The organism is Exiguobacterium sp. 8A (assembly GCF_902506275.1).
GTDB classification, from domain to species: Bacteria; Bacillota; Bacilli; order Exiguobacteriales; family Exiguobacteriaceae; genus Exiguobacterium; species Exiguobacterium profundum.
In genome coordinates, this window is record NZ_LR733630.1 from 2,658,760 (window position 1) to 2,685,031 (window position 26,272).

Genomic DNA, 26,272 nt, shown 5'->3' on the forward strand with positions numbered 1-26,272 from the left:
ATTTGATAAGCTACCTTATGTGGAGGTCAGCCTTTTTTCTCTGCTTGTATTTGTTCATCGATTTCTGATAGGTAGGTCCAACGTTCCATCTTCGCATCGAGTGTTTCTTTCAGTTCTGCAATCTTCGCATACAACTCATTGACTTTACCAAGGTCACTGCCCGCTGATGCAAGCGTCGCTTCCTGCGCTTCAATCTGTTCTTCAAGTGCGGCGATGTCTTCTTCGATCGTGTCCCATTCCTTCTGTTCTTTGAAGGTGAATTTCACGACTTCCGACTTCACGCGTTCCTTTTTCTCTTTAGGTTCTTTCTCTTTCTTCACTTGACGAACCTCTTCTTGACGCATGGCCAAATAGTCACTATATTCTGCGTGATACACCTGGATGACCCCATCTTCGAAAGCGATCAACTGTCCGGCGATCCGGTCTAAGAAATAGCGGTCGTGACTGACGGCGATGACTGTACCTGGGAAGGACTCCAAATAGTCTTCTAAAACAGACAACGTTTCCGTGTCCAAATCGTTCGTCGGTTCATCAAGGAATAAGACGTTCGGTTCATCCATGAGAATTCGAAGCAGGACGAGACGCCGTTTTTCGCCACCAGATAGCTTCGCAATTGGTTTATATTGCGCGTCCGGTGAGAAAAGGAAACGTTCGAGCATTTGCCCCGCTGTGATGACCTCGCCGTCCGGCGTGTGGATGACTTTGGCGATGCGTTCGATCTCATCGATGACCCGTCGTGACTCGTCTTCAAATTCGACTTGTTGTCCGTAGTAGCCTAAATGAACGGTTTCTCCGTGCACAATCGTACCGTTTGTCGGTTCTAGGCGCTTGGTGAGCAAGTTCATGAGCGTTGATTTCCCACTCCCGTTCGGGCCGACGATCCCGTAGCGTTCACGGCGACCGAAAATCCAATTGAACTGCCGAATGAGAAGGGAGTCATCGTATCCGAAAGATAAATCTTCGACTTCGATGACCTTTTTACCAAGTCGGCGAGATCCGACCGAGACGTCGAGCGTCTCGTCTTCCGCTAAGCTCTCTTGATGTTTCAAGTCTTCGACACGTTGAATGCGTGCCTTTTGTTTGGTTGTCCGGGCTTTCGCGCCACGACGCAACCAAGCGAGTTCGCGACGTAATATATTTTGTCGTTTCTGTTCCATCGATTGTGCCCGAGCTTTTCGCTCGGCACGCTTCTCGAGAAAGAGTTCATAGTTCCCGTTATAGAAGTAACTCGTTCCATCCGCAATCTCCAAAATGTGATTCGTGACACGATTCAAGAAATAGCGGTCGTGGGTGATGAGCAGGATCGCTCCCCGGTAATCGGCAAGCATCGTTTCGAGCCATGCGATTGTATCGGCATCCAGTTCGTTCGTCGGCTCATCTAAGAGCAATAAGTCCGCTTCATCGAGTAACGCTGCGGCGAGCGCAACTCGCTTTTGTTGCCCCCCAGACAAGGCGTTCACATCGATTGACACGTCAGGAAGACCGAGCCGGTTTAAAATCGACTTCAGTTTTGCTTCCGTTTCCCAAGCGTCTGCGGCATCGACGGCCTGTTGGGCTTTCATGAAGCGTTCAAGTAACTGCTCACTTGTCGGGTTCGCTTCGAGTGCTTGTCTGGCGCGCTCGAACTGTTTCAACGCTTGAACGGAAGGAGTATCACTTGTGAATAAAGCGTCAAGGATCGTTTGTCCTTCGTCGAATTGAACCGTTTGAGTCAAGTAGCGAATCCGATAATCGTTCGGATGCTGCATCGTGCCTCGATCTGCTGTCTCGGTACCGGCGATGATTTTCATGAACGTCGATTTCCCCGAACCGTTCACGCCGATAATCCCGATACGGTCTCCGGGATGGATTGTCATCGTCACATCATCAAATAAGACTTTGTCTGCAAACTCTTTATGAATGCCTTCAATCATTAATAAACTCATGCGTTCTCTCCTTCAAGCTGTTGACGAATGGCCGCCTCGACCGTTGCTGCGATTTCCTTGTTCGGCAAATCAGCCGGATCAATCGCAGGTAGGAACGTGACATCGACCGTTGCCGGGGTGATTCGATTTTTGGCTTCTAACAATCTATAACTGCCTTGAATCGCGACTGGAACGATTTTCGCACCACTTGAGGTGGCGAGCGTCAAACTTCCGGCTTTAAACTCCTTCATCGGTCCACCTTTTGAGCGTGTGCCTTCTGGGAAGACAATCATTGATTGACCGGATTGAATTGTTTCGACGCCGGAACGAATGGCTTGAATCGATTGACGACGGTCACTCCGGTCGATGAAGATACACCCCATCAATTCCATCCAACGTGGAATAATCGGGAATTTTTGAACCTCGATTTTCGAGATAAACGCTTTCGGTCGTTTCGTGGCGGTCAACATAATCGGGACATCGAAGTTTCCTTGGTGGTTCGACACGTAGACGACGGGTTCATCCGGAATCTGGTCTTGACCGTGGACACGGATGTCTGCACCCGCAATCTTCAGTAGAAACTGTGCCCATTTATAAGCGATATCTTGTACGTAACGGTAACGCTTTGGCGTTTCGATTTTTTTCGCCTTCTGTAAAAACGGGACGGTGATTGGTAATACGGCAAAAAATGAGAAAAACCATACAGCTGTTCGAATCATTCTATTCTCTCCTCTCATGATGACAACAAGAAAGAGTCTTCTTCTCTTGACGAGAATCCGACCCTTCGGCATGAATCCTTATTCCCAAAAGCGAGAATCGCTCTCTTCTTCCTCTTCTTCGAGCTCGAACGTAATGCGTTTATTCACAGGATCGACGACGAAATAGGCGCCGTCTTGCTCGATACTTTTGATTTGCATGGCCTGATCACTTCCGATTTCGAGAGTGAGACGGATTCGGTTGTCATCATCGACAAGCAAAATACCGTCCTCTTTTAACCAAAGCTCCATGACAGGTGAATAACGAAGTAGCCATTCATTCGATAACGGGATTTCATTCATACGGTTATGTGCCTCCTGCGATTATAAATCCATTGTACGATGTCTGTTCCTACATAGGATACCAAATGTGGCGAGGGAAGACGAGCGTTATGTAGAGCGTTTTCGAGTCGTGGAGTGCATTCTGTCGACGACTCGTTTGATCCGTTTCTGGTTCCGTCTTTCTACAAAATACTCATTTGCCTGCATGAAGAGTTGTTTGAAGGAAGAGAGTCCCATCGCAATTAGGACGGCAAATAAAAATGTTCCGATTGGATCTTTGTACAATTCGGTCTGGAACAAAAAAGCAAGTCCTACGATTGATAAAATGGACGTGAGAAAATAAAAAATCATAGCGGAGTCTCCTTTTCTTAAAGGTATGAAAGAAAAAGGCATGGTCTTTTAATCGTATTCGACTTTTTGAAGGGAAATCCTGTTATGTATTGCAAAGAAAAAAACGCCTTCAGTGGGCTGAATGGCGTTTACTCTTGAGTCATGTAAGTCGAGGATGACGATACATTCGTGTCGACACCGTTTGAGAAAATAAAACTGAGAGATGCGAGTAATGCGAAAAAGGCGACAAGCAATCCTTTTGTAAAACGCTTTGCAAAAGAACGAGACTGTATATCAAACATTTATTATCCCCCGATCAATCCTAAATGAAACCTTATCTATACTGGACACTTCCTATATAATAACGTTTTCAAAAAAAGGATACTAGCAGAAAAAAACACGTTCACAAAATTGTCACAAAATTTTAATAAATCATGTAAGTTCTGTAAACAATCATGATTTCAACAGTCTCAAAACACATTCACATTTTCGACACATTTATTCAAAATGTTGAAAGAGAACATGATATGATTAGGAACGTGTGTAGATAGGTATACTGACAGTAATAGCTTAGAAAAGGATGTGGGTGTAATGGCATTGCGCGCAGGAGAAGTAGTAGATTTAGTCGCGGAACGTTCTGCTGATTTTGGAGTATTCATTAGTAACGGCCGCGAAGAGGTGCTCCTTCACCGTAAAGAACAAACAGAAGAAGTGACAATCGGTCAAACGGTTCGTGTCTTCTTATATCATGATTCAGAAGGACGTCTCGCATCAACGATGACGATTCCGACCGTTTCATTTGATGAGTATGAATGGTTTGAAGTGACTGGCGTTCGGTATAACACAGGGGTCTTCGTGAATATCGGAATTCAAAAGGACGTTCTCGTTTCGATGGATGACTTACCGGAGAACCGATCATATTGGCCACAAACGGGCGATCAATTGTGTATTCGATTGAAGTATGACCAAAAAGGACGCTTGCTTGGGGACCCTGCACCATATGCGTTCTTGAACTTGTTGGCACGACCGTCGAAAGAAGAATGGAACAACCAGGACGTGCAGGCCATCGTCGTCAATAAACGCGAAGTGGGCGTCAACGTATGGGTCGAAGGGGAATCACTCGGTTTCTTGCATGAGGCTGAGATGACACGTTGGCCACGTCTCGGAGAACAGTTGACCGTCCGTGTGACGCAGGTCAAACAAGACGGTACGGTCCTCGTTTCGATGAAGCCACGTGCCTATGAGGCGATTGATGGTGATGCGGCGAGCATCCTCTCGTATATTGAAGAACGTGGTGGCCAAATGCCATACGGTGATAAGACATCACCTGACATCATCGACCGTGAATTCGGAATGAGTAAAGCAGCATTTAAACGAGCGCTTGGAAAACTATTGAAAGACAAGCAAGTTGAAAAGCTCGACAACGGCTATAAATTGAAATAAGATAACTCATGTTCAGGTGACATGAAAGTTTAAAAATGTATTTCTTTCATTTTAGGAAGAAATACGTTATAGTTAATAAAGTTGACTATGAGGAAACATTGAGAAAACGTCTGTAGATCTGTCAAACTGAACTCAGACGTTTTTTGTATGAACAAAGGAGAATATAATTTGACAAAATTTCAAGACTTACAATTAAGTGAAGCATTAGTAAAAGGTGTACACAAAATGGGCTTCGAGGAAGCTACACCGATCCAAGCTGAGACAATTCCTGTCGCACTCACGGGAGTGGACGTATTAGGACAAGCACAAACAGGTACAGGGAAAACAGCAGCTTTCGGTATTCCGACAATTGAGCGAATCGATTCAAAGGCGCGTCAAGTCCAAGCACTCGTTCTTGCACCGACACGTGAACTTGCGATTCAAGTTGCAGAAGAATTAAACAAAATCGGTGAAACGAAGCGCGTATACGCACTTCCAGTATACGGTGGTCAACAAATCGACCGTCAGATCCGTGGTTTGAAAAAGAACCCGCAAATTGTCGTAGCGACACCAGGACGTCTCATGGACCACATGAAACGTAAGACAATCAAACTCGATGACATTCAAACAGTCATCTTGGATGAAGCAGATGAAATGCTCAATATGGGCTTCGTTGAAGATATCGAAACGATTTTGGCTGGTCTTCCTGAAGAGCGCCAAACGCTTCTCTTCTCAGCGACAATGCCACCACAAATCAAAAAGATTGCTGAGCGCTTCATGAAGTCGCCGACAATCATCAAAGTGAAAGCGAAAGAAATGACAGTTGAGAACATCAACCAACAATTCCTCGAATTGCGTGAAGGTCAAAAATTCGATACACTTTGCCGTTTGATCGACATCGATTCACCAGAACTCAGCATCATCTTCGCTCGTACGAAGAAACGTGTAGATGAAGTGACAGAAGCCCTCATCAAACGCGGATACACTGCAGACGGTCTTCACGGAGACTTAACGCAATCGAAACGTGACCAAGTCATTCGTCGTTTCAAAAATGGAACAATCGATATCTTGGTAGCGACTGACGTAGCTGCACGTGGACTTGATATTTCAGGTGTCACGCACGTTTACAACTTCGATGTACCACAAGACCCAGAGAGCTACGTACACCGCATTGGTCGTACAGGCCGTGCAGGTAAGACAGGTACAGCCCTCACGTTCATCACGCCACGTGAATTTGGACAAGTGAAGGCAATCGAGCGTGTGACAAACAAGAAGATGAACCGTCGTCACGTACCGACAATCGCGGAAGTACTTGAAGGAAACCAAAAGCAAGCAGCTGAAGAGTTGATCGAACGCGTTCAAGCGGGCGACTTCAAAGCTTACACGCAACTTGCGACAGAGCTTCTTGAAGAGTACGAAGCAGTTGAAATTCTCGCTGCTGCCCTTCGTGGATTGACGAAAGAGCCAGATTCAACACCTGTTGAAATCTCGTACGCTGAACCAGTTCGTGTGAAACGCCAAGGTGGCCGTGGTGGCGATCGCGGTGGATACCGTGGTCGTAACGACCGTCGTGGCGGTGGCGGTGGCCGTGGTGGCGATCGTCGTGGTGGACGCGGTGGCGAACGTCGTGATGGACGCAGTGGAGACCGTAAAGGATCATTCCGTGGTGACGATCGTCGTCGCTCGGATGACCGTGGTCCACGCCGTCCGCGTGACTAATCATCGTGAAATGCCGCATTTCCCTAAGTGGATTTGCGGCATTTTTTATTGTGTCGTGCTACACTAGTTGAGTAGAGATAGAAGGATGAGGTGTCAACGGATGGTGGAATTAAGTTTCGGTCTCCTTGTGCTGCTTGGTTGTGTAATCGCACTCAAACCAATCGTGTCAAAGACAGACCGTCCTAACTTTCGTTATATCCCCGTGGCGACATTGTTATTTGGAGCGATGATTTTTTTAGTGTTAGCCATTGGAGTAGGCGGAAAGATGGGCATTGCATATGGCGTGGTGAGTATCGCCTATTTTATTGCTTGTTTCGGTGCCTATATGTATGTACACACGCGAACGAGCTGATTGTAGCTCGTTTTCGCATTTAACGAAGAGGTGATGAATTGTGGATGCGGTAGAAGTGATGGTCCATCCTGAAGAAGTGATGGTGACGTATGAACCAATCCTTGGGGCGGCGACGTTTCAAGTGGAAGGATATATGGTACATGGACGATTCCGAGGCGAATCATTGACACCGTTTTTTTATGATGATGACGTTCCCCTCGAGTATCAATTAGACATCGCCCAACGAATGGAGCAACTCGCGGCAGCGCAACTTCGTGACGTCAAACCATTCGTCACGTTCAGATGCCGGTCGGAATGGATTCTCGAAGAAGGGGGAGAAGCCTTTTTAGCCCCACTACGCGAATTGAATTTTCCGTTACACCGTATTTATGTGACCTTACAAGGGACGGACTTAGTCGACGTCCCGCGATTGTCACGTGTCATTCAATACTATCGGTCCTATGGATTGAAAATTGCATTAGACTTTGCCGAATCCACGAGTATCGAAGACATCATGACGCTTGCGCCAGAATTATTGCTCGTCGACCTTGGCACGATGGTCGAGAAAAAGACGTTATCGGTCACCTATCCGAACATGCTTCAGACGATGGAGTATATTGCTTCGAAGCTTGGTGCACCGCTTCTTTACAAATCCATCAACCACATCGGACAGCTTCGTTACGCGTGGCAGCACGGTGGTCGGTATTACATGGGTGGCCTACTAGGCTTGGAAGATGAGATTCCCCAACGAGAAATCAAAGGTATGGGTGTGTTGGCACAAGAAGTGCCTTCCTTCTTTTTACATGACCAGAAACGATTGAATCGCTTGTACGAGCTTGAATTTGAGTTACATCGCCGCATTGGTGAACTAGTTCAATCCGGAAAATGGTCGAGAGACAAGAAAGACGAGTGGATTCAATTCATCGCCCCAAAACTGGAAGAGGTGTTTGTTCGTTATTATATAACAGATAAGACAGGTTTCCAGACGAGTGCGAACGTTTACTGCGTGAATGGAGAATGGCGTGTCGATAATACGTATCGAGGCTATAACTGGAGTTTCCGACCGTATTTCATTCAGACGATGGCGGCGATGGATGTTCGAGGGCGTGGCTATTTATCGGGAGACTATCGTGATTTCAGTTCAAACGAAGTGACGCGAACCTTTAGCTATCCGTTACCGGACGGCATGTTCTTATTTGCCGACATATCCGAGGAGTATTTATATCAAAACCGATTATTGGATTGAAAGGAAGATGGACGATGCTAGATTATGATTACGATGCACTGCGCGAAATCGGGCGAATCGTCGCACTTGCGCGAGATGAGATGGCGAAAGCCGTCAAGCCCGGTATGACGACAAAAGAATTAGATGCGATCGGACAACGTATTTTAGAAGATGAAGGTGCAGCTTCTGCACCGATTACGATGTACGAATTTCCAGGTTACACATGTATCTCGCTCAATGACGTTGCTGCCCATGGTATTCCGGGAGATGAAGTCATTCAAGAGGGCGATATCGTCAATGTCGACGTCTCCGCTGTGAAGGATGGATATTATGCCGATACGGGACGTACAGTGATTGCGGGGGCGGCGAAGTCACCCCAGCACGAACGTTTGGTCGAAGTATCCTTGACTTCATTAGAAGCGGGACTCAGCAAGGTCAAGGCGGGTGTGAAAGTCAATCAGATCGGTAAAGCAATTTACGCTGACGCGAGAAAGAATGGATTCACGGTCATCCGGAACTTGGCCGGACACGGTCTCGGTCGGACATTGCACGGGGAGCCAGAGACGATCTCGAACTATTATAGTCGAGAAGAAAATCAGTTATTAAAAGCCGGGCAAGTGATTGCTGTTGAGACGTTCATCTCGACAAAGGATGAAATCGTCTATCAATCGGAAGAGGATGGTTGGACGCTCTTCACTCCGAACAAGAGTCTTGTTTCGCAGTTCGAGCATACAGTTGTTGTCACAGAAGATGGATATGAAGTGTTAACGGGATCGTTCCGTTAACGTAAAAAAGGTGTGGTTCTCGTGAACCGCACCTTTTTTCATGTTTGCAATGTAATCACTTCTTCGCGTAACCGTTCAATCACATTCCAATCTGGTTGTACGGAATCCGGAAGAGTCAACTTTCCATTCTCCACTTCAAGCGGGGTATCGAGTAAATCTTGCTCGAAATAAGCGCTCGTGCCTGACATGTCCGCGGGGAAGCTCGCGCCGCTTAACGAAGCAAACAAGAGTGTATGATATCTTCCGATACCGGATTCATACATGCCACCGACCCAGTATGGCGTTCCGTGTTTTCGAATGTGGAGCGCCTCGCTAAGCCCACCGACACGTGCGGGTTTAATGTTGACGATTTTTCCGGCACCAAGCTGTGCCATCGTATCCACGTCGTCATAAGACGTGATGGATTCGTCGAGACAAATGGGGGTCGTGAGTTTTGCTTGGAGAGCCGCTGATTTTGTGAATTGTCGGCTTGGGTACGGTTGTTCGATCATCAATAACCGATGGGCATCGAGTTGTTCGAACCATTCCATCGGTTGATCGGACGCACTTCCGTTTAAATCAATCATGAGAGGCGCGTCAGGGAAGACCGCGCGAATCTCACGTAGGGCAGGAACCAGTTCATTAGGAGATGCCTTTAATTTGATGCGTTCGAATCCGTCAGCTAATGCCGTCTCGATGGATTTCATCGTTTGATTCAGTAACCCAATCCCGATTGTTCGTCCGCAGGAAACGGAATCTCCGGCGCTCATGAATGACTTGAGTGATTTGTTCGCGCGCGTTGCTTCAATCTCCCAGAGTGCACTTTCCCACATCGCCTTTGCCATGTGCTGACCGATGATGGACGAGACCAAGTTCGGAAACACGTCCGTTGTGACCGTCATCCCTTTCAATAAATTGAGAATTAGTTTAGACGTATCGATCATGGATTGGGTCGTTTCTTCCGTATACCAAGGTGTTTCGAAAGCGGCACCTTCTCCGTATCCGATGACACCGTCTACGGTCTCTAGACGGAGGATAAGCGTTCTTCGGACAGATAAGACGGCGTGTGCCGTCACAATCGGGTGTTTAAACGTCAAAGGGACGATGGAAAGCTCAGCACGTTTGATCATGACAGTAGCTCCTTTAAGCGATGGCGCATTAATTTTCCGTTCGCGTTTCGTGGTAAATTCGGTGCGTAGTGGATGGCGATCGGGTGCTTATATTTAGCCAACTGTGAGTCGAGAACATGCTGCATCTCGGCTGGATCATAGGAGCCGACGACGAAGGCGATCGGGACTTCTCCCCAAGTCGGATGCGACTGTTTCGTGACGCCGACGTCTTGAACACCGGCACAGCGTAACATGGCGGCTTCGATTTCAGCCGGATAAACATTTTCACCACCTGAAAGAATAAGGTCGGTTCGGCGATCGTGTACATATAAATAGCCATCCCTCATCATGCCGAGGTCACCCGTTCGCCAATAACCATCGGGTGTCCAAGCATCTGATTCAGGTTGTTCGAAGTATCCCTTCGTCACAGTTGGTCCCTTTACTTCGATTTCTCCGTCTGAATTAATTCGAATACTTGTTGGGGCGATTGCCTGACCACTCGAACCGATATGCGAGAGCGCTTCGCTCGGGAGCAGCGTGGCGACTTGAGAACACGTCTCGGTCATCCCGTATGTCTGAGCAATCGGTAACTTGCGTCGTTCTGCTTCTTCTAGTAATGAGCGCGGGACGGGTCCGCCTCCGACGAGTAACGTGCGAAGTCGGTGCTTTTTCAGGCCAGCATCGAGCAATCGTTGCAGCATAATTGAGACGAGTGATAGCTGGGTGATGCCTTCTGTCTCGATGACGTGAAGTGTTCGATCGACATCGAATCGTGACTCGACATAGAGCGTCGAACCGATGATGGCACTCCGATACACTTGAGACAGTCCACTCATGTGAAAGAGCGGGGTCACCGCGAGCATCCGGTCTGATGGACGATAGTCTAAATGCGCTTCAGCGGCTCGGGCACTAGCGAGGTGATTCCCGTACGTCTGTTGCACCGCTTTGGCTCGACCCGTCGTTCCGGACGTAAACATGAGAGACATGGTTTCATCTTCATTCCACTCATGGGTCACGGTGAAACATGAAGTGGTCCGGCGTGTGATCAGGAGTTGGGTGATAGACAAATCGATTTCTACGTCAACGAGAAGGAGGTCCACTTTTGCTGTTTGTAGCTGAGTACGCACTTCCTCTTCGGTCAGCCGTGTATTCAACGGAACAAGCACTTTTCCGAGCAGATGTACTGCATGAACGGCAATGACATAGTCTTTGCTGTTTTTAGCGAATATGCCAATTCGTTTGGCGGTGGGTGTCTGTTCATGGATGAACTGGGCAAGTTGAAGGCTTTCCGTGCGTAGCATTGCCCATGTCAATCGATCGTCAGCTGTCACAAGGGCGAGATGTGACGCTGGGTGTTTCCGAATCCATTCATACATAGCTGTCACCTCCAAAAAAAGAGTAGCGAAATCGCTACTCTCTCAACAATTAAGGGAAACGTGGGAATTGACCGAAGTCAGGGTCACGTTTTTCTTTGAACGCATCGCGTCCTTCTTTTGCTTCATCTGTCGTGTAGTAGAGAAGCGTTGCGTCTCCAGCGAGTTGCTGAAGTCCGGCAAGACCATCTGTATCTGCGTTCATTGCTGCTTTCAAGAAGCGAAGCGCTGTAGGTGAGTGTTGTAAGATTTCTTGGCACCACTTGATCGTTTCTGCTTCAAGTTGATCGAGTGGGACCACCGTGTTGACGAGTCCCATGTCGAGTGCTTCTTGTGCATCGTATTGACGGCAAAGGTACCAGATTTCACGAGCTTTCTTATGGCCGATGATCCGTGCCAAGTATCCAGAACCGTATCCTGCATCGAACGAACCGACTTTAGGACCTGTTTGTCCGAAGCGAGCATTGTCCGCTGCAATCGTCAAGTCACAGACGACATGAAGAACGTGTCCTCCGCCGATTGCGAAACCTGCGACCATGGCGATGACCGGTTTTGGAATGACACGAATCAAGCGCTGAAGGTCGAGGACGTTCAAGCGTGGGATTTCATCTTCCCCGACATAGCCGCCATGTCCACGAACTTTTTGGTCACCACCTGAACAGAATGCCTTTTCGCCTTCACCTGTCAAGATGATGACGCCGACTTCTTTATCGTCGCGCGCGCGAGCGAATGCATCAATCAATTCATTGACCGTCAACGGACGGAATGCATTGCGCACTTCGGGACGGTTGATGGTGATTTTGGCAATCCCGTTCCACGTTTCATATTTAATGTCTTCATACGTCCGGACCGATGTCCAGTTCGCTACTGATTCCATTTTAAATACCCCCTAAAATCAATTTCTTTATTATTGTACCAAACTCTGATGCATTCTCGATATGAGGAGCATGCCCTGCGTTTGAAATTTCATAGATTTTAATATCTGGTCGCTCTTCCTGCATGTATCTTGCGATGGCTTTGAACTTGAGATCGTCTGACCCGACAATCAAGTCGGTACGGGGGAGACGCTGCAATGTGCCCCATAACGATGGCATATGTCCCGTACCGATTGACCGCAAACTGTTTGCGAGGGCATTCGGTTGTTGGGCGAGCCGACCTGTTCGGAGTGAACGTTTCATGTCTTCCGTCTGTCGCCAAAGCGGAAGGTTCTCCCAACGATTCACGAATGCAGCGATACCCTTGGTTTCAATCAAGTGAGCCAATTCTGCATCTTGGCGGCGGCGTGCGGCTCGTTCCTTAGAAGTGAGCAGACCGGGGGTCGTGCTGATCCCGATGACATGTTCGACACGCTCGTCGCATGCGGCGAGTGTCAATGCGATTCTCCCACCGAGTGAATAGCCGACGACTGTCCAAGGTCGGTCGTCCGTATCCAGTAAGCGGGACAAATCTTTAACTTGCTGACTCATTGTCGAACGATTGACTGAAGGGTGCTCCGTTGCGCCATGTTGGAGGAGTGACGGTGACACAAGACGAATCGATAATGCAGGGAGCGAATCGACCCAATGGGCGTTTCCGGTGAATCCGTGTAAAAATAATACCGGTTTTCCCTCACCGCGATGAATCACTTCATAACGTACGCCACGTAAATCGATGTTCATGATTCGTTCTCCGTGATGAGGCGAGCGCAGACAGATTGTGTCCAACCTCGATGGATCGCCACATTCTCCTCACGATTCGATGGGAATTCGATTAAATGAACACCATCTTCAATCGCTTCTTGAATTTCATCCGGTCGTTCAATTAGGCGATACGATAAGCCATATGTGTCAGCAAATCCACGGATATTTAAATCAAGCGGTGTGCCGAACAAATCTTCGAACAACTGTGTGTCGACAGAAGCCTGCGGGAGGAAGGAAAATATCCCTCCACCGTTATTGTTAGCAATCACGACGGAAAATTTTCCAGGATGATGCTTTAACAGTTGCAAGGCGTTGCTATCATGATAGAACGCTAAATCACCAATCAATAAAGCGCCGTGAGCCGTATCATAACTGCTTCCGAGTGCAGTGGATAACACACCATCAATTCCGTTTGCGCCTCGATTGGCGAGAACGTGTATATTCGTGCCGGCAGACAGTGATGTATCTATATCTCGAATCGGCATACTATTACTGACGAATAGACGCTCAATCGATGTATCGAGCAATCGTTTCGTCAATTCCGCTTCACCTTGAAGTGACGATTTTGCAGACTCGGCAACCTCTTCAAAAAAGCGTAAACGTTCAAGGTACCGAGGTTCGTTTACGGATGCGATGAGCGGTAGAAAATCGAGTGCGTCGCCGTAACAGATGGTGGCTCGGCTACTTGGGTCGCGATAAGATCCCGGTTCATCGATGACGAGTTGGTCCGCCATGGCCATCCATTGATTGAAGCGTTTCGAAACAGGTGCAGCCCCGAAACGGACGAACACCTCAGGCAGCCAATCAGTCCGATGCTCACTCGCGAGCCACGTGTCATAGTTGGTCAAGACGCCGTCGAAACGTCGCATGCCACTAAGAGGATCGGCAAAAATCGGGATCTGTCGTTCGGAAGCGAATTCAACAATGGATTTCTGCCAAGATGTCGGGGTGTAAGGCCCGACGACGAAGGCGAGTCGTTTTTGACTCGTGCATTCCGAGAAAATGTTTTTGTCTGCCTGTGTCGGCCGAATACGCTGTCTTTCTGGCAAGACAGGGTCAGCTTTTAACATCTGTTTCAAGGATTCGAGATCAGGAAGCAGAGGCTCTCGAAACGGTACATTCAAATGAACAGGTCCCATCGGTGCTTGCATTGACAGATTCGTGAAGCGGGTAATCGTTTGTTTCATAAACGATAACGTTGTCTCCTCTGGAACAGGCAAATCAATGCTCGTCTTCACTTGTTCACCGTAGAGGCGGACTTGATTGATTGCTTGTGGAGCCCCGACATTGCGCAGTTCATGAGGACGGTCGGTTGTCAGTACGACGAGTGGCAACTGCGATATGAACGCTTCTGTCACAGCCGAATAGTAGTTTGTTGCCGCCGTTCCACTTGTGCAAATCAATGCGACCGGGCGAATTGTTTCTGACGCACGGGTCAGTCCAAGAGCAAAAAATCCGGCAGATCGTTCATCGACGATGATGTGATGACGAATCTGAGGATGAAGATATGCCGCTACAGCGAGCGGAGTCGAGCGGGATCCTGGGCTGATGACCACGTCTTTTACACCGGACGCAACAAGCCGATTTACCATGGATGCGACCCAATCGGTCAAAACCTTATTCATCTAGGGTGCCTCCTTGATTGTGTAAATCAAACTGCAAAGCTTGTTTGATTGGACTCATTTTTATTTCTGTTTCTTCGAGCTCTTGCTCGAGTGCAGAGTCTTTCACAATCCCACATCCAGCATACAGTGCGACGAATTGGTGTTGAACGAGTGCAGAGCGGATTGCCACGACAAACTCGCCGTCGCCTTCATTGTCTACCCAACCAAACGGAGAACCGTACCACCCGCGGTCGAATCGCTCGATTTCACGAAGCAATCGGACCGATGTCCGCTTCGGAGAGCCGCCGAGTGCTGGCGTTGGATGTAGCGATTCCGCAAGTGACAGCAAGGAAGCATTTGTTTCGAGTGTCGCTTGAATTGGGGTGTGTAGATGGAACACCGAGCGATTTGCCAAAATTTGCGGAGTATCTCGTGTTTGAATCGGTGCAGTATAGGGTGTCAACGCCTGCTTGATGTCTTTCACGACAATTTGATGCTCCTCACGATTTTTTGAATCGTTTAGGAGTTTCTCTTTCGCAATTTCTGCCTCGATCTCGGTTTTCGGACGCTTGATTGTCCCGGCGATGGCAGCAGTGTTCAGTTGCATGCCTTCTTTTTGAATCAATCGTTCAGGAGTCGCCCCAAAGAAACCAGTGTCACGCTTTGGTTGATACAAATAGATGTAACTAGATTCTTGATGATCTGCTAAATGCTTCAAACTTTTTGCGAAGGGGAACGCATCATCGGAACGCTGATAAATTTCTTCGCGGGCAATCACGATTTTTTCAACTCGTTCTTCTTCAATCAACTGTTTAGCCTGTTGGAAACTGGACTTGAAGTGATCGACCCCATCTTTCACTTTTGTATAAGACGGCGTCGCTTCTTCCGTCGGACGAAGTGAACTGAACTGGGCCAACTGATCTGCCAATTGAATCAAATACTGTTCGACCGACTGCTTCGAAGAGACGAGAGTGGCCACTGTCAACGTGTGTCGGTCTTTATAGCGACGGTATAAAAATTTTGGGACGACGAGTGATGCCTCCCCAAAGGCATCCCACATACTTTTTTGTGGTCGCATAAACGTGTCGAATGAAAAACCGGCGAACGCGTGGATTGTCGCATCGACATCTCGTCGGTGAAGACTCCAATCGTATTGAAGTCGCTGAAATCGTTCGGGTCCAGAAGCGCTCAAGACGAGTGCGTCCCCGCAACCGAGCATTTCGAGCGTCCGGTCTGGTGTCATGAAATAATAATGGGACGTATCGGTGTTCTGGATGATTTGAAAAGCATCGAACGCCGAGATTTCCCATGTGTATGATGCGAGGACAGGCCGTTGCCAAGCTCGCGCCCGTTTATGGGCCTGCTCAATTCGCTGTTTTATATGTGTTTGAGTATCTGGCATAAAAGAAAAGCCTCCTCAATCCGATAGAATTCTCACTCTTTAGTGTATCATGAGTTCGCAATACACCTGCCTATGAAATGCTCGGGAAATGATCAAGAATCTAGGATAATGGGCTGGCGTTGACAGATTTTTTCATCGAGACGTAAACTAACGAAGGGAGGGAACGAAATGAAACAGAAATCGAAAGGGGCATATTGGCGAATGATTCGCCCGCATACCCTGACCGCAAGCTTTATTCCGGTCTTGCTCGGGACGTTCATCGTCCTCGATCAAACCGAACTCAAATGGGGACTTTTCCTTGCCATGTTAGTGGCATCTGTCCTTATTCAAATCGCGACGAACTTATTTAACGAGTATTATGACTACAAGCGTGGTCTTGATCATGAGGGGTCCATCGGAATCGGAGGCTCCATCGTACGTGATGGATTTACACCACAGCAAGTATTAGCGATTGCGCTCGGCATGTATACGATTGCGGCACTACTCGGGCTCTACATTGCGGCATCCACAAGCTGGCATTTGCTTTGGATCGGCGCCTTGTCTATGCTTGTCGGCTACTTATATACTGGAGGGCCGCTACCGATTGCCTATACGCCGTTTGGTGAAATTGTCGCTGGGCTATTCATGGGATATGTCATCATCGGGATTGCCGGCTTTATCCAAATCAATACGGTGACTACGGAGTTGCTACTCGTGTCGTTCCCGATGGCCTTATTGATAGGGGCAATCTTACTTGCGAATAACATCCGTGATTTAGATAACGATAAAGAGAATGGCCGAAAAACGATTGCGTGTCTGGTCGGTCATCGACGTGCGGTGTATGTATTGGCAGCGTTCTTTATCGCGGCATTAGTCGGCATCATCGTCGCCGTCATGTTTTATGGCGTCACTCCATGGGTCTTGCTGTCACTCTTTACGGTGCCGGTCATGATCCGGGCGATTCAACGGTTTTGGCAGAAGGCAGAACCGGCCGCGTTGATGCCTGCCATGGCGATGACAGCGAAAGTCAATACGCTGTTCGGGGCGTGGATGGTCGTCGGACTCATCGTTTCAAGATTTGTGTTGTAAAAAAGAGGAGGCGTTAACGTGTCAGTCGTAAAAGAAATGCTTGAATTCAATAAACGTTTCGTAGAGGAAAAACAGTACGAACCGTTCGTATCTGATAAATTCCCGGATAAAAAAATCGTCATTTTGACGTGTATGGATACACGTTTGACGGAACTATTACCTCAAGCGCTAGGACTTAAGAACGGAGACGCTAAAATCATTAAAAATGCGGGTGCGGTCTTGTCGCATCCATTCGGTTCGGCCATGCGATCGATTTTGGTCGCACTCTATGCGCTAGGAGCAGAAGAAGTTGTCGTTGTCGGACATTACGATTGTGGGATGGCGGCGATTGAACCGACTGTCGTCATCGAAGAGATGGAGCGTCGTGGAATCGACCCGCAAACGTTGAAGACGCTAAAGTCTTCAGGAATGGATTTGGAGCAGTGGCTACATGGCTTTGATTCAGTTGAAGAGAACGTCGTTCATTCTGTTAACCTGATTAATAACCATCCACTGTTACCACCAGGAACGAATGTACACGGATTCGTGATTGACCCGGCGACGGGACGTCTTGATCCGATTGAAGCATAAGAAAGGAGCGCGTTCAGCTTGAACGTGCTCCTTTTGAATTATCCGTACGTGTTCGTCGGGATGTCGTCAAAGTTATCTTCCTCTTGCTTTTGTTTCGCTTTCTTTTTGTTCTTTTTGAAGTCGCGTTCGTATTCCTGTTCACTCGGTGTCTTGAAGAAGCGCATCCATGTCGCGTTGATTTCAGATCCGATTAAAATAATCATCCCGGTTAATTGTAACCAGAGCAACGTGACGATGATTCCTCCGAGTGAACCGTAAGTCGAGTCGTAACTCCCGAAGTTTGAAACGTATAGGCTGAAACCAAATGAGACGACTTGCCAACCGATGACACCGAAGATGGCACCGGGGATGGTACTTTTCCAAAAGACGTGCTGTTGTGGAGATACTTTATAAAAAATCGAGAGCGTTAAAATGAGGACAACCGTCGTAAGAACGTATCGAAACACGTTGATCATCATTTCTTCGGCTCCGGTGATATTGACGGGTAAATACTCAGTGACGAACGAAATGATTTGAGAACCAAATACGTTCGAAAGAATCAGCAGTAGCATCCCGATTCCAAGGAGAATCGTCAATCCGAGTGCCAACCCTTTTTTCACAAAAAAGTTACGTTCATTGTCTTCACCATAAGCATGAAGGGAGGTCGTGATGAGACGGTCGACCCCTTTTGCGGCGGACCAAATCGCCAAAATCGCACCGAGCGATAAAAGACCGCCTCGCGGTTCGCCGATTGCTTCGAAAATTCCCGTTAAAAACCCGGAAGCTGCGGACCCGGGTGCCAAATCGTTCAATTGATTCTGAAACGAATCTTGTGAGACATCGAAAAAGGACAAGAGCGCCAAAATAAAGATGATTCCAGGAAAAATGGATAAAAACCAAAAGAATGCGAGGGTAGCCCCGTAGTCTTGTACATCATGCTCTTGAAATCGTCGAAATAACTCTTTCCCAAATGAAAGCCAATTCTTTTTTTCCTTCACTTCTGTCATTGCCATTATAAAACCCTCCTGACTCAATCGTTAAAAAACGTTTCCCGATTTCGGCAGGGTGTACACCTGATTACTCCTCCGATAAGGTCAAATCATAAAAGCGTTCCTCATGTGAGGCGAGTTTTTCAGCAAGTGAAGGTGGACGAACGGGGAGATGAGGGAGTGCAGACCGTTTGATCCACATCGGTGTATACGATCCGTTAGTCTGTTCTTCTTGGAACTCTTCACCTGTCCCGGTTCCGAATTCACCACCTGTCATCTTCGCCCAATAATAAGGATTTAACTCATTATTAAACGCAACATGGGCAGCGACTCCTTCTAGTTCTACGTGAACACCGAGTTCTTCAAATGCTTCACGTACGGCTGTTTCTTCTGTTGTATGCCCATATTCGACTCCGCCACCTGGAAAAACATAATAGAGGACGTTTTCTTTCTCGCGACGGATCAAAGCCACTTCATCTTGATCATTCATTAAAATAATCGCGCTTCTTAATTTCGTTCGAACCACTGAGATCGTTCCTTTCGTTCCTGTAATTTTGCACAAAACGCACCGACGATTCGCCGATGCGTTCTATTTATTCTTGCGTAGGTTGTTCTAATGATGTGTACATCTCTTGCGTCAATCCGTTCTCGTGAGAGGCGATGACTTTTCCTGCGACGCGCATGCCCAATCGAAGCGCCTCTTCAATCGAATGTTGTTTCATGAGCTCCGAGATGACAGCGGAGAAGAATGAATCACCCGCCCCTGTTGAGTCGGCGACTTTCACTTTTGTCGTCGGGACGTGACCTTGTTCGTTCGTACGAAGATCGACATATACAGCGCCAAGCTCACTCATCGTGACGATTGTGAGGGGGGCACCTTTCATGGCGAGTACTTCCGCGACGCGAAGGGCATCGTCCACTGTGACGATTGACATGTCGGACAAAATTTCCGCTTCCTCACGACTGCAGATGAATCCTGTGAATCCTTGAAGCAAATGACGGTTTCGTTCGATGACGGATAGATGGCCACAGACACCATAAAGCGGTAAATCCATTTCACGACATAGTTCAATCGTCTCGTTCAAGACGTTGACCGATAAGTCTAAATCGATGGCGACCGCGTCGCTCTCTTCGAAGACCGTATCGATTTGACGTAAAATCGCTTCTTCCATACGGGCTTCGTCTGGTTGTTTCGAAATAGATGTTTGAAGATCGCCGTTGTTGTCCATTACAGCGAGCCACATTCCCATACCATTATCGTCAAGCATGTCGACCCCATCGACGTTTACATTCAAGCAACGTAATTCTTCGAGGACACCGACACCGATTTGGTCGTTCGTGACGGTCGAGACGAAGCGGACATCGTTGCCGAGCACACCTAAGTTTTGAGCAACGTTTCGACCTGTTCCGCCATTGGAGAAAGTGATGTCGCCGACATTTTTCGCATCTTTGTGGAGCGGTGCGAAGGAAGTCCCTTTAATATCGACAAAAACCTTGCCGATGACTGCAATCGTATTCATATCTTGTACCACCTTTAGTCAATCTTTCGATCAGTTTCAGTCTGTAGACACATTGTTTCAATTATAACGAAATCGACATATTGTTTCAATCATCGATTCCATTTTGTCGAATAGATCACTCCCATGATGACGTGAGGAGTCGAAGACCGTTCAAAATAACCAAAATAGTGGAACCTTCATGTCCGACGACCGCGAACGGCATGATGAGTAACTCAAAGATGTTCGTTGCGATCAGAACGAGGATCACACCGAGTGCAAAAACGACGTTCTGTAAGACGATTCGATTTAATTTGCGCGATTGACGAATGGCGTCACTCAATCGGACGAGGTCGTTTTTCATTAAGACGACATCTGCCGTTTCTAGTGCGGCATCCGTTCCTTCGCCCATGGCAATCCCGACGTCGGCTGTCGCAAGGGCAGGCGCATCGTTGATTCCGTCGCCGATCATCCCGATTGTTCCATATTCCTCTCGTAACATCTTGATTTGCGAAACCTTCTCTTCAGGCAAGCATTCGGCGATATAGCGTGTCAATCCAGCTTCGTTCGCAATAGCGCGAGCGGTTGCCTCGTTGTCTCCGGTAATCATGATGGTCGCAATCCCTAAGTCGTTCAGTCGCTTGATTGCTACCTTTGCCTCGGGTCGTAGCGTGTCACGTAAGGCGTAAGCACCGATTGTACGTGTCTCGTCACTGATGAAGACGAGTGTATGACCGGCCTCTTTCAATCGTTCGACATCATTTTTAAAGAAATCACCGCTTCGGTCAGCGAACTTCTGTTTTCCGACCCGATACGTCGTCCCGTCAATCGTTGCTTCAATTCCGGAGCCTGTGATGTCTTTGAAGTGTGTCATTTCCCCGGTATGTTTTCCGGTGTAGGAAACGAGCGCTTCAGCAAGTGGATGCATCGAATGCTCTTCGATCAAACTGACAATTCGGTTGACGTCCTCTTCTTCTAATGAAGGTGAGATGAGCGCTTCTTGCACAATCGGTTTCCCAATTGTGAGTGTCCCGGTCTTGTCAAAAGCAATCGCTTTTAGACGTCCCATATTCTCGATATGAGCACCACCTTTAAAGAGAATCCCGTGTTTTGCAGAAGAGGCGATGGCAGCCAGCGCGGCCGGTGTAATGGCAGCGACGAGTGCGCAAGGGGAGGCGACAACGAGAAGGATCATGCCGCGATAGATGCTCGTTTCAAGAGACCACGACGTGACGAACGGTCCGAGAATGATGATGGCCGCAACAGAGAAGAGCACGATTTGAACATAACGTCCTTCATATCGATCGATGAACTGTGCAGACGGTGATTTCTCTTCTTGTGCTTGTTGGACCATTTGAATGATCTTTTGGAACAGCGTTTCAGTCGCAAGTTTTGTCACTTCGATCGTCAATACTCCGTTCAAGTTGACGCTCGATCCGAACACGTCATCACCGACTTGACGATCGACAGGGACGGATTCGCCTGTGATAGCGGCTTCTTCTACGGAAGCATTGCCTTTTACAATTTTTCCATCGACCGGAATGCGTTCACCAGGACGGACATAAATCCGATCTCCGACACGAAGGTCGTCGATATGAACAACCTCGAGTTCATCAGTGTCTGTTAGACGAGTCGCCTGTTCCGGCTGTAATTCCATTAACGATTCGAGGGCACGTTCATTTTTGTTCATCGTATACGTCTCGAGTGCCCCGGATAAAGCAAAGATGAAGATGAGGATTGCCCCTTCCATCCAGTACCCAATCGAAGCGGCACCGATGGCGGCGATAATCATGAGAAGCTCTACATTCAGCGATTTCGTCTCAATCGTGTCCGAAATCCCTTCTTTCGCTTTTGCGTATCCTCCGATGAAGAAGGCGGATAAGTAAAGTGTGACATGAATCCAAGGCGCTCCGCCTTGTGTTTCGGCGATATAAGCGAGTACAATCAATACACCGCTAATGAGCGCCATGATCAATTCAATATGTTCGTACCAGCTAGCCCGTTTGAAAACGTGGCTTTTTTCGTGCGTAACCGATTGGACGTTCATCGATAATCCCTTCTTTCTAATTGAGAATAAATCTCGATTAAATGATAATGACTGATGATGATTATCATCTTCAATTGGCTTGAAATAAAGAATTTATAGAAGTTTAATCTGAATCCTTTATTTATAATGATTATTATCTAGGTTTATCTTATCACGCTTATCAGTGACTCACAAATAAAAAGATTAAGGAGTTTTTGTGTCATGCAAAATATATTTGAACGCCCTTGGACGGTGGCGTTATTGGCGATTTTCAATACGTTGTTATGGGGGAGTGCGTTCCCATTCATCAAGTTGAGTTATGAGAAGCTTGATATTCAATCGAACGAGTATGGGCAACAACTATTGTTCGCTGGCGAGCGTTTTTTACTCGCAGGGATTCTATTGCTCATCATCAGTCAGACCGTATTGAAACGGTCTGTTCGATTGACACGTGAAAAGGTTAAAGCGTATGCGCATCTCGGTTCATTTTTGACGTTTCTACAATATTTGTTCTTCTATATCGGACTTTCCATTTCGACCGGGGTCCAGGGATCGATCATTGCTGGTTCTACTTCGTTTTTCCAAATGGCTCTCGCTCATTTCCGATATGAAGACGATAAATTGAATCGATTGAAGGGGTTTGCTTTGACGTTTGGTTTTTCCGGAATTGTCATCGCAAACTGGCCGGCGACCGGATCTGAAGTTGGTTTTGGCTTAGGAGAGATTTTACTCATCTTGGCGATGGTATCCGGAGCATTCGGGAACTTGATAGCGAAGGACTACTCGAAGACGTATGATGTTGCCCCGATGACGGCTTGGGCGATGGTGATCGGTTCAGTTGGGTTACTGCTGATCGGCTATCTATTAGACCCGAATGGTGTTTCCATGCCGTACACCGCACAGACGATTGCGTTCCTGTTTTACTTGGCGATGTTGTCAGCGATCGGATTTACATTGTGGAACACGTTAATGAAATACAATCCGGTCAGTCGAATTTCACTCTATATCTTCTTAGTTCCCTTATTTGGAGTCATGTTGTCAGGGATTTTACTCGGTGAAACGATTCCGTGGAATGCGGTGGTCGGACTCGGATTCGTTATTGTTGGCATTTATTTATCTACGTATTTTCAAGGTCGCCGTACGAAAAAACAAACGGATGTCATTTGAAAAAGAGACAGAGTTGACGGAATTGAAATCCCATGACAAAATATATTAAAAATTCTGAATTTTAAAGTTCGAAAATCGGTCTTCGTTTGTAAAGACTTGCGTGCGCAATCATTCAAAGGGAGGAGGAAGAAACAATGACTAGAAATCGAATCGTTCGAAACATTCTCATCTCACGTCAGCCGAAAGATGAGTACGTCAAGTACGTGATGAAGTGCGTGAGTCAAAGTTTAAAAGAACGTCACGGTCCAGTGGCGACCCGCGCCACGAGACAAGGTGACGATATTCAGACGAGATGGCAGTTCGATGACCGTGTCGTAGAAGTGACGCTAAAATCCGATGTACTCGCTTCGCTAGACACTGAACCATTCGCGCTAGATGAAGTGTTCATCCGAGCTTTACAGTTAAACGACGATGAATTGGAACGAGTAGTGGAATAAAACAGAGGCAGGTGGTTCATGGGAACCATCTGCCTCTGTTTATAAGTCGATTGGTTTAGCGGTCGACGTGAAGAGTCGTAGCGCCAGAATACCGAGAATGACGGCATACATAAAGAAATAGATCTCTTTCGGTAAAGACAACCAGAAGGCACCAATCATCGGACCTGATATCGAACCGATGCTGAATGAAATACTGTAGAGCATGTTTCCCGTCGGCAGTAACGAACGGGGAAGCACCTCTGTCATGTGCGCCAAACCGAGTGAATAAGTCGATCCTAGCCCGGCGCCGGCAAGTGCGAATAGGAAGAGTAGACCGATATAGGAATCGACAACAAGATTCGCCAAAGTGAATACGAGTGTACCAAACGTCAGCACGATTTGTAAGATCCGCTTCTTACCGTACAAGTCTGCGAGGCGACCAAGAGGAAGCTGAACGACAATCGACATGACGATGAACGTCGTGATGAGTGTGCTCGTTTCCGTCAAACTCATCCCATTCCGAGACGTAAAAATGGGAAAGTTGGCATTTAAGCTCGCTTCGAGAAACCCATATGTAAAGGCAGGGAGAAGCGTGTATCCCGCACCGACAAGAATCAGGCGAATTCGTCCTTTCGAGTCGGTCTTCACTTTTTCGACCTCCGGAAACTCGTTCTCGACTTTAAAGACGAGCATCAACGAAGCGAGACAGAAGAAGACGATAATGAGGAACGGTAACCAAAACCATAGGTCGACGAGTGGTGCGATCAATGGACCGATGGCAAAACCGAGACTGAAAGACATTCCATAATACGCCATCGCTCGACCGAGACTGCGCTTTTCACTTGCTGAGGTCACCCATACTTGTGACCCGTAGTGTAGAGCCGAGTCGCCGAATCCGATGAAGAAGCGCATCATCGCCCAAACGAGTAAGGACGGCCAAATCGGTAAAGCGAAGGTCGCGACAGCCGTCAATACGATACCGAGGACGATGGTCGGTCGGAATCCATATTTACGGACGAATCGCTCCAGGAGAGGCGCAGAGACGATCACACCGACGTAAAGCATCGTCGCGTTCAGTCCGTTCACCCAGGCCGGGGCCCCATCCCGTTCAATCAACGTGGATAAGAGTGGGATGAGCGCACCTTGAATCAAACCGGAAATAAAGACAATCAATAGTAAAATCATAAAACGAAAACGGAGCATAGGTTCACCTCATGAAGTCAAAGTAAAAAGCCGAGAAGGGTCTCAGCTTTTCGTGTCGTCAATCGGTTGTGGAGAGTGATTCAAATGCAGCAATTCATCATCCCAACTGCCTTGACTAAACATTTCATCATGCTCTACTTTGTCTGAAACGAATGCGGCTGTCAATAAGATGCTCAGTACTCCGCCAAAAATAATGATGGCCATCACGGTAATCATGAGGATATAAATCGCAGTCATCTACACGCACCTCGATTCATTTAATATACAGAACATTTCCCGAATTGAAATATTTAAAACGATGTAGCTTTACGAGACTGGAAATCGACCGTCGGATAATAGGCTTGTTTAACGAGTGCGTTCGGCCCGAGACACTTCACGGCAGGGCAGTGACAAGAGAGTGTAGCGTTCAATTGGCTGTTCGTCCACTTATCATACGCCTCTTGGAATGGTGTGTCATAGACGGTGCCGAGTGAACCGAGTTCATCACCGAAATCGGTCACGATGATCTGTCCGTCAAAGATATTCGTGTTGAGACGGGAACGGCCATCTGGGTCGTTTCGAACGGTCACGTTTTTTGTTTCATGAAGTCGCTTCAACAGAGCACGGTCTTCAGGTAGGTCAGAACATGCATAGAATGGTAACGTCCCGAACAACATCCATACGTTCTCGTCACGGACATCGAGTAAGTCATGGATGGCTTGTCGCGTATCAGCGAGCGATGCTGATTCGAGGGCGCTAGCGAAGTCTGCGGGGTACATTGGGTGCACCTCATGCCTTTGGCAACCGAGCGATACGATTTCTTCATGGATCTCTTTCAAGTGCGGAATCGTTCGTTTGTTGATCATCGTCTCCGCGGACACAATGATTCCTTCAGATGTGAGAGCACGTGCGTTGTCTTTCATCGTCTGGAGCATTTTCAATCGTGCCTCTTCACTTGGTTTCCGGTCCATCATCGCGAATCCGCCTTCAAGGAAATCGGCATCGGTACCCCAGTTATGCGAAATGTGCAAAACGTCCAAGTAAGGGGTAATAAGATGATAGCGAGATAACGGTAGCGTCAAGTTCGAGTTGATTTGCGTACGCGCACCACGTTCTTTCGCATAACGTAACAATGGAACGACATAGTTGCGGACCGATTTCATAGACAGCATCGGTTCACCGCCTGTGATGGAGAAGGCACGCAAATGTTCGATCTCATCCAGTCGTTGAATCAACAGGTCGAGCGGAACTTCTGGTTCTTCTGTTTGGTCTAGCATATAACCGACCGCACAATGTTCGCAGCGCATGTTACACAGCTTCGTTGTAGTGACTTCGACATTGGATAAGACGAGTCGACCGTGTTCGACTTGGTCGAGATAGGCTTCCCAAGGGTCGAAAGTTGGGGAGATGTTTTGCATGTGGATTCCACCTTTTCATCAAGTTACACGAAATAGTATGCTATAATAGCAACTCTTTGTCA

At 47.6% G+C, this 26,272-nt stretch carries 26 protein-coding genes; 9 read left to right on the forward strand and 17 right to left on the reverse strand.

From position 1 onward, the window contains the following. Nucleotides 1–26: 26 nt before the first annotated feature. The 4 genes from GVY42_RS13955 to GVY42_RS13970 form a co-directional block, all read right to left on the reverse strand. Complete coding sequence (locus tag GVY42_RS13955) at nucleotides 27–1,925, reverse strand: ABC-F family ATP-binding cassette domain-containing protein (RefSeq protein WP_159563565.1); 1,899 nt, start codon at nucleotides 1,923–1,925, stop codon at nucleotides 27–29. After that, nucleotides 1,922–2,623 carry a 1-acyl-sn-glycerol-3-phosphate acyltransferase gene (locus GVY42_RS13960; RefSeq protein WP_159563566.1) on the reverse strand — a complete coding sequence of 234 codons (702 nt, stop codon included), beginning with the start codon at nucleotides 2,621–2,623 and terminating at the stop codon, nucleotides 1,922–1,924. Before GVY42_RS13960 ends, GVY42_RS13955 begins: the two co-directional genes overlap by 4 nt. Nucleotides 2,624–2,701: 78 nt before the next feature. Beyond that, entirely contained in the window at nucleotides 2,702–2,962 is a 261-nt protein-coding gene (locus GVY42_RS13965) for a hypothetical protein (RefSeq protein ID WP_015880843.1), read from the reverse strand. 87 nt (nucleotides 2,963–3,049) lie between these two features. After that, on the reverse strand, nucleotides 3,050–3,292 hold the full coding sequence (locus GVY42_RS13970; protein WP_074037731.1) for a hypothetical protein: 243 nt from the start codon (nucleotides 3,290–3,292) through the stop codon (nucleotides 3,050–3,052). 570 nt (nucleotides 3,293–3,862) lie between these two features. Between GVY42_RS13970 and GVY42_RS13975 the strand changes: the two genes are divergently transcribed. From GVY42_RS13975 to map, 5 genes are all read left to right on the forward strand, one after another. Continuing rightward, a complete protein-coding gene (locus GVY42_RS13975; protein ID WP_159563567.1) occupies nucleotides 3,863–4,714 on the forward strand; it encodes a S1 RNA-binding domain-containing protein in 852 nt (283 codons plus the stop codon). Between the two features lie 168 nt (nucleotides 4,715–4,882). Beyond that, nucleotides 4,883–6,412: a DEAD/DEAH box helicase gene (locus GVY42_RS13980; protein WP_015880846.1), complete on the forward strand. Its 1,530-nt coding sequence runs from the start codon at nucleotides 4,883–4,885 to the stop codon at nucleotides 6,410–6,412. 100 nt (nucleotides 6,413–6,512) lie between these two features. Beyond that, nucleotides 6,513–6,764, forward strand: a complete 252-nt coding sequence (locus GVY42_RS13985; protein ID WP_015880847.1) for a hypothetical protein — start codon at nucleotides 6,513–6,515, stop codon at nucleotides 6,762–6,764. 40 nt (nucleotides 6,765–6,804) lie between these two features. Further along, on the forward strand, nucleotides 6,805–7,989 hold the full coding sequence (locus GVY42_RS13990) for an EAL-associated domain-containing protein (protein ID WP_074037729.1): 1,185 nt from the start codon (nucleotides 6,805–6,807) through the stop codon (nucleotides 7,987–7,989). A 14-nt stretch (nucleotides 7,990–8,003) separates the two neighbouring features. Continuing rightward, nucleotides 8,004–8,753 (forward strand): type I methionyl aminopeptidase, encoded by a 750-nt coding sequence (gene map / locus GVY42_RS13995; RefSeq protein ID WP_074037728.1) that lies wholly within the window; start codon nucleotides 8,004–8,006, stop codon nucleotides 8,751–8,753. Nucleotides 8,754–8,791: 38 nt separating this feature from the next. On the opposite strand, the gene menC is transcribed toward map, so the two are convergent. Genes menC through GVY42_RS14025 form a run of 6 tightly spaced genes read right to left on the reverse strand, consistent with a single transcriptional unit; the run spans nucleotide 8,792 to nucleotide 15,899 of the window. Next, nucleotides 8,792–9,862 (reverse strand): o-succinylbenzoate synthase, encoded by a 1,071-nt coding sequence (gene menC / locus GVY42_RS14000; RefSeq protein WP_078146358.1) that lies wholly within the window; start codon nucleotides 9,860–9,862, stop codon nucleotides 8,792–8,794. Beyond that, the gene (menE, locus tag GVY42_RS14005) at nucleotides 9,859–11,217 is read right to left on the reverse strand and encodes an o-succinylbenzoate--CoA ligase (protein WP_159563568.1); all 1,359 of its coding nucleotides are present in this window, start codon (nucleotides 11,215–11,217) and stop codon (nucleotides 9,859–9,861) included. The genes menC and menE overlap by 4 nt, the downstream gene beginning before the upstream one ends. A 49-nt stretch (nucleotides 11,218–11,266) precedes the next feature. Next, nucleotides 11,267–12,091, reverse strand: a complete 825-nt coding sequence (menB, locus tag GVY42_RS14010; protein WP_015880852.1) for a 1,4-dihydroxy-2-naphthoyl-CoA synthase — start codon at nucleotides 12,089–12,091, stop codon at nucleotides 11,267–11,269. 1 nt (nucleotide 12,092) lies between these two features. After that, nucleotides 12,093–12,872: an alpha/beta fold hydrolase gene (locus tag GVY42_RS14015; RefSeq protein ID WP_159563569.1), complete on the reverse strand. Its 780-nt coding sequence runs from the start codon at nucleotides 12,870–12,872 to the stop codon at nucleotides 12,093–12,095. Then, nucleotides 12,869–14,518 carry a 2-succinyl-5-enolpyruvyl-6-hydroxy-3-cyclohexene-1-carboxylic-acid synthase gene (menD, locus tag GVY42_RS14020; RefSeq protein ID WP_159563570.1) on the reverse strand — a complete coding sequence of 550 codons (1,650 nt, stop codon included), beginning with the start codon at nucleotides 14,516–14,518 and terminating at the stop codon, nucleotides 12,869–12,871. The genes GVY42_RS14015 and menD overlap by 4 nt, the downstream gene beginning before the upstream one ends. Then, nucleotides 14,511–15,899, reverse strand: coding sequence for an isochorismate synthase MenF (locus GVY42_RS14025; RefSeq protein ID WP_159563571.1), 1,389 nt, complete (start codon nucleotides 15,897–15,899; stop codon nucleotides 14,511–14,513). Before GVY42_RS14025 ends, menD begins: the two co-directional genes overlap by 8 nt. 168 nt (nucleotides 15,900–16,067) lie before the next feature. Here GVY42_RS14025 and GVY42_RS14030 point away from each other — a divergent pair, with 168 nt between their 5' ends. Both GVY42_RS14030 and GVY42_RS14035 read left to right on the forward strand, forming a co-directional pair. Continuing rightward, a complete protein-coding gene (locus tag GVY42_RS14030) occupies nucleotides 16,068–16,967 on the forward strand; it encodes a 1,4-dihydroxy-2-naphthoate polyprenyltransferase (RefSeq protein WP_031421085.1) in 900 nt (299 codons plus the stop codon). Nucleotides 16,968–17,003: 36 nt separating this feature from the next. Further along, nucleotides 17,004–17,537 (forward strand): carbonic anhydrase, encoded by a 534-nt coding sequence (locus GVY42_RS14035; protein ID WP_074037968.1) that lies wholly within the window; start codon nucleotides 17,004–17,006, stop codon nucleotides 17,535–17,537. Nucleotides 17,538–17,575: 38 nt separating this feature from the next. Here GVY42_RS14035 and GVY42_RS14040 read toward each other — a convergent pair whose 3' ends face one another. The 4 genes from GVY42_RS14040 to GVY42_RS14055 form a co-directional block, all read right to left on the reverse strand. Next, complete coding sequence (locus GVY42_RS14040; protein WP_074037721.1) at nucleotides 17,576–18,529, reverse strand: YihY/virulence factor BrkB family protein; 954 nt, start codon at nucleotides 18,527–18,529, stop codon at nucleotides 17,576–17,578. 64 nt (nucleotides 18,530–18,593) lie between these two features. Next, complete coding sequence (locus tag GVY42_RS14045) at nucleotides 18,594–19,031, reverse strand: NUDIX domain-containing protein (protein ID WP_051829356.1); 438 nt, start codon at nucleotides 19,029–19,031, stop codon at nucleotides 18,594–18,596. A 67-nt stretch (nucleotides 19,032–19,098) separates the two neighbouring features. Further along, complete coding sequence (locus GVY42_RS14050) at nucleotides 19,099–20,025, reverse strand: PfkB family carbohydrate kinase (protein ID WP_031421089.1); 927 nt, start codon at nucleotides 20,023–20,025, stop codon at nucleotides 19,099–19,101. A 115-nt stretch (nucleotides 20,026–20,140) separates the two neighbouring features. After that, nucleotides 20,141–22,048 (reverse strand): heavy metal translocating P-type ATPase, encoded by a 1,908-nt coding sequence (locus tag GVY42_RS14055; protein ID WP_159563572.1) that lies wholly within the window; start codon nucleotides 22,046–22,048, stop codon nucleotides 20,141–20,143. 201 nt (nucleotides 22,049–22,249) lie between these two features. Between GVY42_RS14055 and GVY42_RS14060 the strand changes: the two genes are divergently transcribed. Then, complete coding sequence (locus GVY42_RS14060; protein WP_074037719.1) at nucleotides 22,250–23,194, forward strand: DMT family transporter; 945 nt, start codon at nucleotides 22,250–22,252, stop codon at nucleotides 23,192–23,194. 134 nt (nucleotides 23,195–23,328) lie between these two features. Then, nucleotides 23,329–23,631: a hypothetical protein gene (locus GVY42_RS14065; protein ID WP_015880863.1), complete on the forward strand. Its 303-nt coding sequence runs from the start codon at nucleotides 23,329–23,331 to the stop codon at nucleotides 23,629–23,631. A gap of 39 nt (nucleotides 23,632–23,670) precedes the next feature. Here the strand turns inward: GVY42_RS14065 and GVY42_RS14070 are convergent, their stop codons facing one another. The 3 genes from GVY42_RS14070 to yfkAB are packed head-to-tail and all read right to left on the reverse strand — an operon-like array spanning nucleotide 23,671 to nucleotide 26,210. Then, nucleotides 23,671–24,813 carry an MFS transporter gene (locus GVY42_RS14070; RefSeq protein ID WP_159563573.1) on the reverse strand — a complete coding sequence of 381 codons (1,143 nt, stop codon included), beginning with the start codon at nucleotides 24,811–24,813 and terminating at the stop codon, nucleotides 23,671–23,673. Between the two features lie 42 nt (nucleotides 24,814–24,855). Then, nucleotides 24,856–25,050 carry a hypothetical protein gene (locus GVY42_RS14075; protein WP_015880865.1) on the reverse strand — a complete coding sequence of 65 codons (195 nt, stop codon included), beginning with the start codon at nucleotides 25,048–25,050 and terminating at the stop codon, nucleotides 24,856–24,858. 53 nt (nucleotides 25,051–25,103) lie between these two features. Further along, nucleotides 25,104–26,210, reverse strand: coding sequence for a radical SAM/CxCxxxxC motif protein YfkAB (yfkAB, locus tag GVY42_RS14080; RefSeq protein ID WP_031421098.1), 1,107 nt, complete (start codon nucleotides 26,208–26,210; stop codon nucleotides 25,104–25,106). Between the last annotated feature and the right edge of the window lie 62 nt (nucleotides 26,211–26,272).